A 13,405-nucleotide genomic window follows, 5' to 3' on the forward strand; every position below is an offset into this window, starting at 1 on the left:
GCCCGCATGGCAGGCGGCCCCATCTGCTCAAATGGCGGGGGGCGTCACCACAAAGTACTGCAAATATTCGCCTGTCTCATCGAGTGCAAGATCTCCCAGAATAATGCGTCCCTCGGGGGTTACCCCGGCCAGCCTGACCCAATTGCCGAGTCCTCCCGGCAGTGGCCCCGGCTTGGTCGCCGACCCGCTGCCTCCTGCAATGAGTTGCATGGATCCCTCCGGACTGCGGCGAACGAGGCACATGTAGCCTTGCTCGTTCTTGACCAATGCGTACACGTACTCGCCATGCGCGATCAAGTCGTATGCTGACGTTGCACCAAACTTGATGGGGGTGCGTGTGCCGTCAGAACTGATCTCGTAGTCAAAAGCGTCATAACGCTTCACAGGTGCTATTCCGGAGGCAGACTGCCCTGCCGTGGAGCTTGCGAAAATTTTCCCAGAAGAGGTAGATGTCAAGCTGAGAGAAACGGTGTATCGGAGAACAATTGCCAGTTGTTCGAAAGGCTCAAACAAGAGGTCTGCAAATTTTGAGGGGGTAGTTTGGGTGACCGTTGTCGGTATTTTGTAAAGAGTCGGCGAGTTGAAATGCAGTGTGCAGATATTCCCGGAGGGGCCTTGGGCAACGCCAATGGGGGTTAGCTTTCCTGCCGGGCTCTCTCCAAAGCTGATGACAGCTTGGTAGAGGACAACATGCGACCCATCTGCTGAGATTCGATGAAGCTTTCCGCCTCCTCCGTGTTCGGTATTGATTTGCCCGCTGGGTGCCAAGTAGGTTTCTGTGACGTAGAGATTGCCGTCGGGATGCTCCAGTACGGCAACCTTCCAAGAGACATCAAACTTCAGGGCCTGCAAGGCTCCCTGTAAGGGAATGGTCTGACCTTCTGTTGTGACCCGGGTGAGCTGGCGAGCCACTCTTTCCCACACAAACAAATCGCCAGACTGGCTGAAGCCGATGACCGTACGGCTTCGCCCTAGTGCGCCGAGAGTGCCAGAAGCCAGGGCAATTCCTTCCTCCCCGCCTCGCGGATGGACGAGAAGTGTTGCCGCATTAGATTGAACGGAGCCTGCGGCATTGGTGACTCTGACGGAGAAACTGCTACCTGAATCGGTGGTTTCGATGGAGGCTAGCGACAGCTCTGAGGTCGTGGCGCCATCAAGGGATGCGCCATTGCGCAGCCACTGGTAAGACACCGGCCCACTGGAATTGACCTTGACGCGAAATGTTGCAGATTCGCCGGCTGAGGCTGTGACGTCAGCCGGGTGCTCAGTGATCTGCGGTAGTTCAGAGGTGGGGGTGGGTTCATCGCTCCCGCCTCCACAAGCCGAGAGTCCCATGGCGACGGTGACCAGAGACAAAGTTCTGCGGCTCAGAGGTGCTTTCAGTATGGGATCGATGGGCATGAGTATCTCCTGGTGGTGAAGATGGTGCGATTGTGGTCTTTAGAAATTCTATCGATCAGATTTTGCGGTACCTTGTTCAGTGCGCCCGTCCTGCAACGCAAGCTGTTTTGCGAGTTCGCGCACCCGCGTGCTGGGGCGCGTCAGCCGTGGAGTGGCTGTATTGCAGGAGGGGGAAAAGAAGAGCTGTCAGCGCTTAGTGGATAACCACTGCAGCCTAATTTCTCTCTTATTTTTCCGCTATCACTAGCGACGACACCGGCAGCGCCCGAAACGCCACCGACGCCAGCGCCAGCCAGGCCGCAATCGCCAGCATGACCGCCGTGTGGGCATCCCAGCCCAGGTGCTGGGCGCCTGTGGCCACGATGCCGGTGAACCACTGCATTAGCGCCACGCCCAGGAACATTGCCATCGTGTAGGCCGACAGGGCCCGGCCGGTGAGTGCGGGCGGGTACGAGGCGCGCACGTCTGCGTACTGCAGCACGCCGTAGCCCGACAGCAGCCCCATCAGCAGGATCAGCATCACGCTGGCGGCAGGGTGCACCCGCAAAAATGCCAGCAGCGCGAACAGCCCGGCCATCAGCAGCGAGGCGTTGCCAATCCATCGCCGGCGGCGGCCAATGCCTGGGTCCAGCCGGCCCGCCAGACCGGGTGCAAACAGCGCAATCAACGACAGGCCCAGCGCGACGTTGCCGCTGTCCACCAGCGTGAGGTGGTACCGCTCCATCAGCAACGGCGCCAGCCACAGGCCCCGCAACGACAAAAACGCGGCGTAGCCCGACATGCCCAGCAGCAGGATGCCCCAGGTGTGCGGCACCGTGAGCAGCTGGCCAAAGCCGAGCAGCGCCTGGCCCCAGGTTTCGCGCTGCGCCGGGGGCGGCACCAGCGGGGCAGGCTCGTGCACCCGCAGCCAGATCAGCAGCCACGACAGCGCGCTGAGCACCGCCAGCACGGCATAGCCCGTGCGCCAGCCGCCACCGTGCTGCACCAGCCAGGCCAGCGGCGTACCGGTGAACAGCAGGCCCAGACCTCCAACTCCCATCGCCACGCCCGACAGGTAGGCAAACCGGTCGGCAGGGAAATGCCGCGCAATGAACAGCGTGCAGGCCAGGAACGCGGGCGAGCAGCCCACGCCGATCATCAACTGGCCCACCATCAGCCACGCATAGCCGGGCGCTGCCGCCGACAGCGCGGCACCGCCAATCGCCAGCGGGAAAGCGGTCAGCACCGTGCGCCGCAGGCCCCACAGGTCCAGCCCCACGCCCATCAGCAACTGGGCCACACCGAACGACAGGCCGAACAGCCCGGCAAAGGCCCCCAGCGACCCGGGCGACAGCCCGAACTCGGCGGTCAGCCCCTGGGCCAGGATGGCAGTGGTGGTGCGAAACGCCTGGCTCAGCGCGAACCCGCTGAGCAGCGTGAGCAGCATGGCCCACAGCACGCGGGGCGGCGGGCGGCTGCTGCCTGCAATTGGTGCTGGTGTGGGTGCCGGTACCGCCGTAGGCGTGGACCTTGGCGTTGGTGGCGAGGCCAAGGGGCTGCTGCTCACTGCCGCCAGAAGAACACCGCCGCCATCACCAGCCCGGTAGCCACGATGCCCCAGCGGAGCACGTTGGCAGGCAGCTTGCGCGCTACGCGGGCGCCGCCATACCCGCCTGCGGTGGCGGCCACCATCATCATCAGCGCCTGCGGCCACAGCACGATACCGCCTGCTGCGTAGATGGCCACCGCAATCGCGGTGAGCAGCGCAGAGACCAGGTTCTTCATGCCGTTCATGGCGTTGAGCTGGGTTTGCCCCAGCAGGCCGAACAGTGCCAGCAGCAAGATGCCCAACCCGCCGTTGAAGTAGCCGCCATACCCCGCCACGGCCAGCATGCCCAGGGCCGCCTTCCACGGCGCGGCAGGGCCATGGGCCGAGGCACCCGCCCACTGGCGCAGGCGCGGGCCCAGCGCAAACATGGCCGTGGCCGCCAGCAGCAGCCAGGGCACGACCTTGCGGAAGGTGGCATCGGGCGTGATCAGCAGCAGCGCCGCCCCGGCCGATCCGCCGATGAGGGCCAGCAAAACCACTGCCCGCATGGACAGGCCAGGCGGTGGTTGCATGTCTTCCCGAAACCCCCAGGCCCCCGCCATGTAGCCCGGCAACAGCGCCACCGTGCCCGTGGCGTTGGCCACCACGGGCGGCACGCCGGTGAAGACGAGGGCAGGCAGGGTCAGAAAGCTGCCGCCTCCGGCGACGGCATTGAGGGCGCCAGCGACGAAGGCGGCGGTGACGAGCAGGGCGGTATCCAAAGTATCTCCTTGGCCGCGGCGTTGCGCGCGCGGCATTGCACCGATGTTAGGTGGAGATTCCGCGCTTTCGAGTCCGAATTGCGACCGTAAAAGGTGCGACTGCTTTGCCCACGGCTGCGTTTTTCAGGTGGGCGATCGGCAGGCTCTCGGGGAAATCCTGAATCCGGTCAGGTTGCGTAGGGGTCTTCAAAACCCAGCTCGCGCAGGATGTCGGACTCGTACGCCTCCATCTCCTCGGCGTCGGCCTTGCTCGTCTCGTGGTCCCACCCCTGGGCATGCAGCGTGCCGTGCACCAGCATGTGGGCGTAGTGTTCTTCCAGGCTCTTGTTTTGCTCCTTCGCCTCGCGCTCGATCACGGGGGCGCACAGCACCAAGTCGGCGGTCACCACCGGCTCCTGCGTGTAGTCGAAGGTGAGCACGTTGGTGGCGTAGTCCTTCTTGCGGTACTCGCGGTTGAGCTGCTGGCCTTCTTCGGCACCCACGATGCGCACGGTGATCTCCGCGTCGGTGGCCAGCGCGTGGCGAATCCAGCGCGTGACCTTGTGGCGGGGCAGCACAGCCCGGTGGGCGGCGGCTTCGTCAAACGCGCCAAACTGCAGCGACAGGGAGAGTTGGTTTAAGGACATTTGAGGTGTTTTAAGCTACCGGTGCCCAATTTATAAGCGTAAGTAGCTATCAAATTAGGAGTTCAGTCGCGGGTGCGGGCCGCTGCGGCACGGCGGGGGGCGTCGTAGGCGTCCACGATGCGGGCCACTAGCGGATGGCGCACCACATCGGCGCTGGTGAAGTGGGTGATCGAGATGCCCTTGACGCGCTTCAATACGCGCTCGGCGTCGATCAGGCCGCTCAGGGTGCCCTTGGGCAGGTCGATCTGGCTGACGTCACCGGTCACCACGGCCTTAGCGCCAAAGCCGATACGGGTGAGGAACATCTTCATCTGCTCGGGCGTGGTGTTCTGTGCCTCGTCGAGGATGACGAACGCGTTGTTCAGCGTGCGACCGCGCATGAAGGCCAGCGGCGCAATCTCAATGGCGTTGCGCTCAAACGCCTTTTGCACCTTGTCGTGTCCCATCAGCTCGTACAGCGCGTCGTACAGCGGGCGCAAATAAGGGTCCACCTTCTGCGCCAGATCGCCGGGCAAAAAGCCCAGGCGCTCTCCAGCCTCCACCGCCGGGCGGGTCAGCACGATCCGCTGCACGCTGCTGCGCTCCAATGCATCCACCGCACTGGCCACGGCGAGATACGTCTTGCCGGTGCCGGCAGGGCCGATGCCGAAGGTGATGTCGTGCGTGGCGATGTTCTGCAGGTACAGGTTCTGCGTGGGGGTGCGCCCGCGCAGGTCCGCGCGGCGGGTGTTGAGGATGATGGCGTCGTCCGGGGCCTCCAGCAGTTCGCTGTCGCCCGCCAGCATCAGCTGGATATAGTCCTCGCCAATGGGGCGCTCGGCCATCTCATACAGGGCCTGCAGCAGCTCCATCGCCTGCGTGGCCTTGGCCTTGGGGCCGTCGACCTTGAACTGCTCGTGCCGGTGCGCAATGCTCACCTGCAATGCCACCTCGATGGTGCGCAGGTGCGCATCGGCCGGGCCACACAGGTGGGTGAGCCGGGTGTTGTTGTGGGGGGTGAAGGTGTGGCGCAGGATCACGCGGATAATTCCAGTCAGGCAACGGAAAACAGCAAGAACGGCGGCGCGGCATGTCATGCCCGCGTCGTCAAAGGACATCAATGATAGGCAAATTGACCGGCACCCTGCTGGAGAAGAATCCCCCCGAGGTGCTGCTGGACTGCCACGGCGTGGGCTACGAAGTGAATGTGCCCATGAGCACGTTCTACAACCTGCCCGCCGTGGGAGAGCGTGTGAGCCTGCTGACACAGTTCATCGTGCGTGAGGATGCTCAGCTGCTGTACGGCTTTGCAACCGCCCCTGAGCGCCAGGCGTTTCGTGAGCTGATCAAGATCTCCGGCGTGGGACCACGCACTGCGCTGTCCATCCTGAGCGGGATGGGCGTGAGTGACCTGGCGCAGGCGATTTCGCTGCAGGAGGCGGGCCGTTTGGTGAAGGTGCCGGGCATTGGCAAAAAGACAGCCGAGCGTTTGCTGCTGGAGCTCAAGGGCAAGCTGGGTGCGGACATGGGTGCTGTGCGTGGCGCGGCCACCAGCGATGCGCAAGCCGACATTCTGCAGGCGCTGTTGGCTTTGGGCTACAGCGACAAGGAGGCGGCTGCGGCGCTCAAGGCGCTGCCAGCGGAGGTGGGGGTGAGTGACGGAATTAAGCTGGCGTTGAAGGCGTTGGCCCGCTGATAATCGCCCCGAAATGTTCGCCCCACAATGGTTTAGTGGTGACCCTTTTGAGGCTTGCAAGCGTGAGTCGTAGCGATTTCTAGGATGCAGACAATGAAAAAGTTTTCCGTAGTGCGTTGGGTACCCGCCCTCTTCTCGGCAGCAGCGCTGCTGGTGGCGTGTGGTGGTGGCACAGGTGACGCGGCACCTAACGCTCCGTTGCTGTCTCAGGTGGACAGCAGGGTTCAGCCTGTAGAAGCCGTGCAGGATGTTTCTCGAGTGAAGTCCCGCAGTGCCACTGCAGCGCCGTCAGCAGCTGTGGTCGCGTTGGAAGAACTGGCTACGGAAAAGACCCAGTCAGTGGACTCGGTGGGGCCACGGCTCGTGGGGCAAGGCCGTGATGTGGAGGCGACCAAGTCTGTGTCTGCGATGGGAGCTCTGTGGAAGTGGCGCAAAGCACCTGCGGGTGGCTTGGTTGCTGCGGTGAGCTTCAGCGCGGAAGGGGCCTATGGTTTGCGGCTGGGAGTGCTTGTTCAGCAGCTTCCGGGCAGCGCAGTGGTGCGCGTTTATACGCAGGCGGCGCCTGACAAGGTGTTCGAGATCTCCGGGCAGGAAATTCTCCAACTGATCGAGCGCAATCAGGCTGCGGGCGACCGTTCGGATGCTGCTCGCACGTGGTGGACACCTGATACCGGGGGCGGCGAGGCGACCTTGGAGGTGGAGTTGCCACCTGGTATTGCCGCGAGTACCTTGCAAATTTCGGTGCCCCAGCTGTCGCACGTTTTTGTGAACTTGGCTTTACCTACCGAACGCGAGTACAACGCACAGGTTCTTAGCGCTAAACAGATTGGCGACTCAGATACTTGTAATCTAGATGCCACGTGCTACAACGACGGAGCCAGTGAACGCAACGCGGTTGCTCGCATGCTGTTTATCAAGGGGGCTAAGTACTATGCCTGCACAGGCACATTGCTCAATGACGGTAGCTCCAGCGGCAAGCCTTATTTCTTGAGCGCCAACCACTGCATTTCTGATCAGACCGTAGCCTCGACCTTGCAGACGGACTGGTTCTTCCGTTCGTCGAGCTGCAATAGCGGTGCACTGCAGAGTTCAAGTATCAAGAAGGTCGGTGGTGCCAAGCTGCTCTACGCCAGCGCAGACAGCGACACATCTTTTCTGTTGCTCAACGATACGCCCCCCGCTGGAGCAGTTTTTGCGGGGTGGGACGCGTCCACCGTTGCCGCAGGAGTCTCAATCATTGGCTTGCATCACCCCAGCGGAGATTTGCTCAAGTTGAGTTACGGTACCGTGGTTGGTCAATCGGCTTGTGCCACGATTTCTGACACGCAGTTCTCATGTCTAGGAACTAGCGGTAATTACTACCGGGTTAACTGGAGTCAAGGAACCACTGAAGGGGGAAGCAGTGGATCCGCTCTTTTCAGAAATGGAAAAGTCGTGGGCACCTTGTATGGGGGTAGTGCAGTTTGCACAAATAGGTCTACTGCTGACTACTATGGTCGTTTCGATATTGCTTATAACGCAGCGTTGAAAAACTGGTTGGCATCCACGGTTACCGATGCCGGTCGTGTGGCAGTCTATCGGTTCTACAACGCCAGCACGGGGGCTCATTTCTATATCACTGGCGCCAATGAGCGAGATTATGTAATTCGTAATTATCCCGAGTTCAACTATGAGAATGTTGCGTTCTACGCCTATGCGGACTCAAATTCGAACAAGGATCCTATATTCCGTTTTTACAACGCTACGTCAAAAGCGCATTTTTACGCAGGAGATATTGCAACGCGCGACTACGTGATTGCTAAATTGCCCCTGTTTCGATATGAGGGAGTGAGTTGGTACGCGCAGAGAGCGGCAGGGAATGATGCTACGCCAATCTTTCGCTTTTACAACCCAAGAACCGGAGCTCATTTCTACACGATTAGCACTGCAGAGCGCGATCTTGTTATTCAAGTTAATCGAGAATTTACTTACGAAGGTCCCGTGTACTTTGCTTGGACCTCTCAATGAGCATGGTTGCACCCGTTTGTTAACTATTAAATGACCATCCAGACCGACGACTTCACCCCTGCCCCCGCCAAACGCGTCATCTCCGCAGTTCCCGTTTCCCCCCAAGAGGAGGCCATCGAACGTGCCCTGCGCCCCAAACTCTTGCAGGAGTATGTGGGCCAAGCCAAGGCCAGGGAGCAGTTGGAAATCTTCATCGGCGCGGCGAGGAAGCGGGGTGAGGCGCTGGACCATGTGCTGCTGTTCGGCCCGCCCGGCCTGGGTAAGACCACGCTGTCGCACATCATCGCGGCGGAGTTGGGCGTAAACCTGCGCCAGACCAGCGGCCCGGTGCTGGAAAAGCCCAAGGACCTGGCGGCGCTGCTGACCAATCTGGAAAAGAACGACGTTCTCTTCATCGACGAGATCCACCGCTTGTCACCCGTGGTGGAGGAAATCCTCTACCCTGCGCTGGAGGACTACCAGATCGACATCATGATCGGCGAGGGGCCGGCAGCGCGCAGCATCAAGCTGGACCTTCAGCCCTTCACCCTGGTGGGCGCCACCACGCGTGCGGGCATGCTGACCAACCCGTTGCGCGACCGCTTCGGCATCGTGGCGCGGCTGGAGTTCTACACGGCCGAGGAGCTGGCGCGCATTGTCCAGCGCAGTGCCGGGTTGCTCCATGCACCGATGGATGAGGAGGGTGGCTTCGAGATCGCCCGCCGCTCGCGCGGCACACCGCGCATTGCCAACCGGCTGCTGCGCCGGGTGCGCGACTATGCAGAGGTCAAGGGCGATGGGCGCATTACCAAACCCATTGCCGACAAGGCGCTGGCCATGCTTGATGTGGACCCGCAAGGCTTTGACGTGATGGACCGCAAGCTGCTCGAAGCCGTGATCCACCGCTTCGATGGCGGCCCCGTGGGGCTGGACAACATCGCGGCCAGCATTGGCGAAGAGGCTGGCACCATCGAGGACGTGATCGAACCCTACCTGATCCAGCAGGGCTTCCTGCAGCGCACGCCGCGCGGGCGCATTGCCACGCTGGCGGCGTTCCGCCACCTGGGGGTTACGCCGCCGAAGGCGAGCGGGCAAGATCTGTTTGGGGTGTGAGGGGCGTGGCAGAGCTGGGCTCTGCGCGGGCTGTGCCCCGCAGCATGCCTGCCACGATCAGCGCCTGTGCAGCGTAATACGTCGCCAGCACCCAGACCTGCGCCATGGGTAGGGGCGTCACAAACCGGTTGGTGGCCAGCAGCGAGTCGCTGAGCATGAAAAACCCGGCGCCGATGGCGACACACAGCGAAGCGGCGTCGCGCAACACGGTGGCGCGGCCAATGGCCTGGGCCGCCATCAACGCAATCACCAGCACATAGGCTGCGACGGGCGCGCGGAGTGCAGGTGGCAGGCCACTCGTCCACAGAAAGGCGTACATGGCCGTGCCGATGCCCAGCGTGGCCGCTAGTGCACCCCGGTGCGGAAACCATGCCTGTCCACTTTTGAACAGCGCCACATAAAACAGATGCGCCACCAGAAAGCTCACCAGGCCGGGGATGAAGAAGCCCTGGAACATGAGGAACACATCCCCCGCCAATGACCCGCCCAGGGCAGCGATGAGCAAGGCCCATGGCGTTTTTGAGCCCAATGCACCCCTTGCGCTAGTCGAATATGCACTGGCAGCTATCAAAACAATAGCAATCGCCATGGTCAGCGGTTTGAACAGCCAATGCCATTGTGTGAACTCCAGCGCACTGGTGGCCGTGGCCAGTGCCGCGCTTTGCAGCATCAGCGCCATCAGCATGCCGATGCGCCCCTGCATCACCGCGCCCAGCGACCATTGCACTGTCAGCAGCACGGCGAACCAGACGGCGTTGTGCGCCAGCGGCGCCGTATCGGCCTGCCACAAAAAGGCCGCCACGCCCCCGAGCAGCAGCACAAACTGCACCAGTGCAAACCATTGCACGGCGCGCGACATCGGTGGGTGGTAGAGCGCCATCTGCGCCATGCTGAAGGCCGGCTTGGGAAAGCCCTCCGCCACGTCCGCAGGCCGCCAGCCCGGCGGCTTGATCCAGACCTTGAGCTTGTCGAGCCAGCTGCATGCGTGCCAGCTGTCGTGCGCCAGCCCGGCGTACACCTGGGCGTTGGCCCACAGCGGGTCCCAGCTGTTGAGCAGGCCGCGCGTGCCGTACACACATTTCTCCTGCGCGTCTTCATCCTTGAAGGTGCCAAACAGTCGGTCCCACAGGATCAGGATGCCGCCGTAGTTTTTGTCCAGATAGGCGTCGTTGACGGCATGGTGCACGCGGTGGTTGCTGGGGCTGCAGAACCAGCGGTCGAACCAGCCCAGGCGCCCCACCTGCTCGGTGTGCACCCAGAACTGGTAGAGCAGGTCAATCAGCGCCACGACGCCGAACACCAGCGGCGGAACGCCCGCCAGTGCCATGGGCACATAAAAGATCCAGCCCAGCAGCGCGCCCGAACTCGTCTGGCGCAGCGCGGTGCTGAGGTTGTAGTCCTGGCTCTGGTGGTGCACCGCGTGCGCGGCCCACAGCACCGCCGATTCATGCCCCATGCGGTGGAGCCAGTAGTAGCAGAAGTCGTAGAACACCAGCGCCAGCAGCCAGCCGGGCAGGCTGGCCCAGAACGCATCGTTGCGCCACAGCGCCACGTGCTCGAACAGGGCGGTGTAGATGCCAATGCGCAGCAGCCGCGTGAACACTGCGCTGGTCTGGCTCAGCATGCCCAGGCTGATGCTGCTGACGGCATCGGCCAGGCGGTAGGTGTTGCGCTGGCGCTTGAAGCCAATGGCCAGCTCAAGGGCGATCAGCAGGAAGAAGACGGGTGTGGCAAGGACGATGATCTGGCTGGGGCTCATGTTGCCGGATTGTGGTCCAGCAGCCAGCTCACACCGGGGCAGGTGAACCCCTATAGCGCCGGTGTTTAGAGGGCTGCGCCTATGTCAGCGCTCCCCGTGCATCCACCCGGATGATGCGCTCCACCGTGCCGGCCGCCAAACCGCCGCGCACGCCGATCAAAAAGTCATGCAGATTGACCGTGGGGTCGCAATGGCCAGGGATGAGCCAGAGCATGTGTCCCAGGCTGGGCAGGCGGGCATCGGGAGCGTCCGCGTAGAGCAAGCCATGCTCGTCGCCCCCGTTGGCATAGCGCAGGGTGCGGTCGGCGGGCAGCAGGGCCACCGTGGGCAGGCCGGAGTCAATGGCGTGGCTCTTGTGACCGGCGTCGCACACGGCGTGGGTGTCGCGCACCGACACCACCTGGGTCTTGACGTACAGCGCATGTTCAAACGCGGGCTGCGCAGGATCGCGTTCGTTGCGCGCGTAATCTGCGTCCATGAACAAAAACGAGCCCGCCTGCAACTCGCCAAACACGCCGCTGGCGGCCTCGTGAACCAGGGTGCCTGTGCCTGATCCGGTGATCAGCGGCACGGGCAGCCCGGCGGCTTCGATGAGCTGGCGCGTGTGATCCGCCGCGCGAACGACAGCGGCGATGGTCTCGCGCCGACCCACGCTGCTGGCCAGGTGCTGGGCGCGCCCATGGTAGGCCTGCAGCCCCGCAAACCGCAGGCGAGGGCTGCGCGACACGGCCAGCGCGAGAGGTACTGCGGCCTCGCCCGGCGGCACGCCGCAGCGGCCCTGGCCCACGTCGATCTCGACCAGCACATCAATGCCCGCGTCGCTGCCGTACTGCGCCATGGCTTCGGCCAGGCGTTCGATGCCATCGATGTGGTCCACGGCCACGCCCAGGCGACCGCCGCGTGCCGCCAGCAGCGCCGCCAGCCGCGCCACGCGGTGCAGCTTGGGCATGGCAATGACCTGGTTGGTGATGGTGATGTCATCGACCCCGCCAGCGGCCAGCGCCTCGGCCTCAGCGACCTTCTGCACACACACGCCCTGGGCGCCAGCGCGTTGCTGCAGCAGCGCGAGTTCGGCGCTCTTGTGCAGCTTGGCATGGGGGCGCCAGCGCACGTGGTGCTTGCGCGCGAAGTCGGCCATTCGCTGTATGTTGCGGTCCATGGCATCCAGGTCCACCACCAGGGCGGGGGTGTCGATAGCGTCCACCCGCTGGCCGATGGTGGATTGCAATTCAGGCGTGGTTTTCATCGCGCAGGACAATCTGGTCAAGGTGTTGGGTGTCCGCCCAGCCGACGAGGGTGAGGCCGTCAGGCGTCCACAGCAGGCGGTTGATGGCGGCGTTGGAGAGTTGCCAGGTGCGCGGCGCCTGGATGTCCTGGCGCGTGGCCAGGCGGTACAGCACATCGAGCACGCCGCCGTGCGCCACCATCACCACCTGCTCGCCCACATGCTGCTGCGCCAGCGCGGTCACGGTGCGTTCGATGCGGTCACGCAAGGTGACGAGGGATTCGCCGCCCTCGGGCGTGTAGTGGGGGTCGCGCTTGCGCCAGCGCAATGCGTCCTCGGGCAGCTCGGCCTCGATCTCGGCAAACGTGCGGCCCTGAAAGTGCCCGAAGCTGCGTTCGCGCAATCCCGGCTCGGTCTTCAACGGGGCGCCTGTGGTGTGGGCCACGGCCTGGGCGGTGGCGTGCGCGCGTTGCAGGTCGCTGGAGTAGATGGCTGCAATCGGTTCGCCCACCAGGGCCTGGGCGACCTGGGCGGCCTGCCACAGGCCGGTGTCGTTGAGCGGGATGTCCAGGTGGCCCTGGATGCGGGTGTCCACGTTCCAGGCGGTTTCGCCGTGGCGGATGGCAACGATGCGGGTGGCGTGCATGCAATAGACGGGCGTGGAGGGAATCAGTGTGAGGGCGGAACCAATGGCACGCGTACTTGCCGCGGCCCCTCGGGCGGCTTCGGAAAGCCGTTGAGTGCGGCGTCGAACAGCACGCCATAGACGGCCGGATCGCTCACCCACACATCTTCGTGCACGGCGGAGGTTTCGTACACGACGGCCTGGGTGCTGGCGTCGCGCATCACGATGCTGACCGCGCGGCGGTGCAGGGGCGTGGGCTCGCCAAAGCGCCACATGCCATGCACGCCCCAGCCTCGGCCATACCAGCCACCCACGCCCCAAGGGCCGGGGCCATACGCACCGTAGGGCCCGTAGGGGCCGAAAGGATCGTTGCGCGGCACCGTGTCAGCCTGCACGCCCAGTTGCACCCGCAGGCGGGGCGCGGCATCGTCGCGTTGCAGGCCGGCGCGTGCCAGGGACTGTTCTGCCAGTGCGGCGATGGCGTCAAACGATGGGGTTTGCTGCGAAGGCAGGCGTTCGATGCGGTAGGTGGCAGGTGCAGGCGCGGCCGCCAGGGTTGAGAAGCTTTGTACTTGCCCGTCGACCACGCGGGTGGTGCTGCAGCCCGCGAGCAAGGCGGTTGCCAAGCCCAGTACAAGAAGGGGAATCCATCGGCGTTGCGTTGTCATGGTCAGACGCTCCAGAAAAAGAAGTCTCCATGAGAGTG

General features: G+C 63.4%; 12 protein-coding genes. 3 read left to right on the forward strand and 9 right to left on the reverse strand.

The genetic code is table 11. The features are described 5' to 3' along the window. Positions 1 to 27: 27 nt before the first annotated feature. The 5 genes from N4G42_RS03330 to N4G42_RS03350 all read right to left on the reverse strand — a co-directional run bounded on the left by N4G42_RS03330 (position 28) and on the right by N4G42_RS03350 (position 5,335). Complete coding sequence (locus N4G42_RS03330) at positions 28 to 1,401, reverse strand: immunoglobulin domain-containing protein (RefSeq protein WP_260666165.1); 1,374 nt, start codon at positions 1,399 to 1,401, stop codon at positions 28 to 30. A 226-nt stretch (positions 1,402 to 1,627) separates the two neighbouring features. Continuing rightward, on the reverse strand, positions 1,628 to 2,869 hold the full coding sequence (locus tag N4G42_RS03335; RefSeq protein ID WP_260666197.1) for a nitrate/nitrite transporter: 1,242 nt from the start codon (positions 2,867 to 2,869) through the stop codon (positions 1,628 to 1,630). 74 nt (positions 2,870 to 2,943) lie between these two features. Next, the gene (locus N4G42_RS03340; RefSeq protein WP_243415691.1) at positions 2,944 to 3,690 is read right to left on the reverse strand and encodes a sulfite exporter TauE/SafE family protein; all 747 of its coding nucleotides are present in this window, start codon (positions 3,688 to 3,690) and stop codon (positions 2,944 to 2,946) included. Positions 3,691 to 3,857: 167 nt separating this feature from the next. Further along, positions 3,858 to 4,316, reverse strand: coding sequence for an rRNA maturation RNase YbeY (gene ybeY, locus N4G42_RS03345; RefSeq protein WP_260666166.1), 459 nt, complete (start codon positions 4,314 to 4,316; stop codon positions 3,858 to 3,860). A gap of 62 nt (positions 4,317 to 4,378) precedes the next feature. Continuing rightward, positions 4,379 to 5,335, reverse strand: coding sequence for a PhoH family protein (locus N4G42_RS03350; RefSeq protein ID WP_056059579.1), 957 nt, complete (start codon positions 5,333 to 5,335; stop codon positions 4,379 to 4,381). An 80-nt stretch (positions 5,336 to 5,415) separates the two neighbouring features. Between N4G42_RS03350 and ruvA the strand changes: the two genes are divergently transcribed. The 3 genes from ruvA (at position 5,416) to ruvB (ending at position 9,090) form a co-directional block, all read left to right on the forward strand. Beyond that, positions 5,416 to 5,991, forward strand: coding sequence for a Holliday junction branch migration protein RuvA (gene ruvA, locus N4G42_RS03355; RefSeq protein WP_116748819.1), 576 nt, complete (start codon positions 5,416 to 5,418; stop codon positions 5,989 to 5,991). Positions 5,992 to 6,084: 93 nt separating this feature from the next. Further along, entirely contained in the window at positions 6,085 to 7,998 is a 1,914-nt protein-coding gene (locus N4G42_RS03360; protein WP_260666167.1) for a trypsin-like peptidase domain-containing protein, read from the forward strand. A gap of 30 nt (positions 7,999 to 8,028) precedes the next feature. Beyond that, the gene (gene ruvB / locus N4G42_RS03365; protein ID WP_056059575.1) at positions 8,029 to 9,090 is read left to right on the forward strand and encodes a Holliday junction branch migration DNA helicase RuvB; all 1,062 of its coding nucleotides are present in this window, start codon (positions 8,029 to 8,031) and stop codon (positions 9,088 to 9,090) included. Here the strand turns inward: ruvB and N4G42_RS03370 are convergent. From N4G42_RS03370 to N4G42_RS03385, 4 genes are all read right to left on the reverse strand, one after another. Then, on the reverse strand, positions 9,047 to 10,849 hold the full coding sequence (locus tag N4G42_RS03370) for a lysoplasmalogenase family protein (protein ID WP_260666168.1): 1,803 nt from the start codon (positions 10,847 to 10,849) through the stop codon (positions 9,047 to 9,049). The two genes, ruvB and N4G42_RS03370, sit on opposite strands and share 44 nt — an antisense overlap. A gap of 79 nt (positions 10,850 to 10,928) precedes the next feature. After that, positions 10,929 to 12,095: a DSD1 family PLP-dependent enzyme gene (locus N4G42_RS03375; protein WP_099731351.1), complete on the reverse strand. Its 1,167-nt coding sequence runs from the start codon at positions 12,093 to 12,095 to the stop codon at positions 10,929 to 10,931. Beyond that, positions 12,079 to 12,720 carry a histidine phosphatase family protein gene (locus N4G42_RS03380; protein WP_056059569.1) on the reverse strand — a complete coding sequence of 214 codons (642 nt, stop codon included), beginning with the start codon at positions 12,718 to 12,720 and terminating at the stop codon, positions 12,079 to 12,081. Before N4G42_RS03380 ends, N4G42_RS03375 begins: the two co-directional genes overlap by 17 nt. Positions 12,721 to 12,743: 23 nt before the next feature. Beyond that, positions 12,744 to 13,367 carry a DUF4136 domain-containing protein gene (locus tag N4G42_RS03385; protein WP_260666169.1) on the reverse strand — a complete coding sequence of 208 codons (624 nt, stop codon included), beginning with the start codon at positions 13,365 to 13,367 and terminating at the stop codon, positions 12,744 to 12,746. Positions 13,368 to 13,405: the final 38 nt, after the last annotated feature.

The organism is Acidovorax sp. K2F, from assembly GCF_025246485.1.
Taxonomy (GTDB): domain Bacteria; phylum Pseudomonadota; class Gammaproteobacteria; order Burkholderiales; family Burkholderiaceae_C; genus Acidovorax; species Acidovorax delafieldii.